Raw genomic sequence first — 488 nt, 5'->3', positions numbered from 1 at the left:
AAAATTACGGTTTGATGTTGATGCACAGCGCTCATGTGGACCTAAGCGGTCATTGTTCATTGCTAGGCACATAGAGCACCCAGGTAAACGCCACTCAAAGCCTGCTTCAATGAATATTTTGTCTAGACCTTCAGCTTCAGCTTGCGCTTTAACTTGTTCTGAACCTGGTACGATAAGCGCCTGGACATGTGAAGCGACTTTGCGGCCTTTTGCAACTTCTGCTGCCGCACGCATGTCTTCGATACGAGAGTTTGTGCAAGAGCCAACGAATACTTTATCAACGTTATAATCAGACAGTGCTTTACCTGCTTCCAGTCCCATATAGGCTAGTGCCTTTTCAGCCGAGGCTCTCTCTACAGGATCTGAAAAACTTTCTGGTGAAGGAATTGGAGTGTCTACTGAAATAACTTGTCCAGGGTTTGTGCCCCAAGTAACTTGTGGCTTGATGTCCGCAGCGTCTAATGTCACAACAGCGTCAAACTGTGCAT

The 488-nt window shown here is 46.5% G+C and carries 1 protein-coding gene; it reads right to left on the bottom strand.

From position 1 onward, the window contains the following. On the bottom strand, window positions 1-488 hold a 488-nt coding region (locus ACP45E_RS13365), incomplete at both ends, for an aconitase family protein (RefSeq protein ID WP_241824312.1).

The organism is Vibrio genomosp. F10 str. 9ZD137, from assembly GCF_049974785.1.
Lineage (GTDB): Bacteria > Pseudomonadota > Gammaproteobacteria > Enterobacterales > Vibrionaceae > Vibrio.
The sequence above is the reverse complement of the archived record's forward strand: the minus strand, read 5'-3'. Positions and strand labels throughout refer to the sequence as shown.